Source organism: Mesorhizobium sanjuanii, from assembly GCF_002529485.1.
Taxonomy (GTDB): Bacteria; Pseudomonadota; Alphaproteobacteria; order Rhizobiales; family Rhizobiaceae; genus Mesorhizobium; species Mesorhizobium sanjuanii.
The window spans coordinates 1-358 of record NZ_NWQG01000333.1 but is presented as its reverse complement, the minus strand read 5'-3'; the positions used below and the strand labels follow the sequence as shown (position 1 = coordinate 358).

1 pseudogene is annotated in these 358 nt (G+C 64.2%); it reads left to right on the top strand.

What is annotated here, in order from left to right:
* A pseudogene (locus CN311_RS31740) lies at positions 1-225 on the top strand (Ldh family oxidoreductase); the annotation flags it as partial.
* Positions 226-358: the final 133 nt, after the last annotated feature.

Below are 358 nucleotides of genomic sequence, written 5' to 3'. Positions count from 1 at the left end.
CCGGGGACCGGCCTTTTCGTGCTGGCCGTCGAACCGAAGCTGCTCGATCCGGATTTCGAAAAACGCATGAAGAACCAGCTTGACCGCCTGCGGCGGCGTTACGGCGTGCATGTGCCCGGCCGCGCCCGGGCCGAAGCGGCGGAGAAGGCGGCGGCGCGTGGCATCACCGCGCCCAAGGCCGTGGTGCAGCGCATCTCGGAATTCGCCGCCCGCTATTCTTCATGAGAAATCCTTTTCTTTCCAGAAGTAGCGGATGTCTCGCCGGCCAACAGCGCGGCGGCAGATTCTTTTTCGCTTGGCTGAACCTTTTCGCTCGTTGCCGCGACCAATGCCTGTCCGGGGTGGGGTTTGCCCGGAC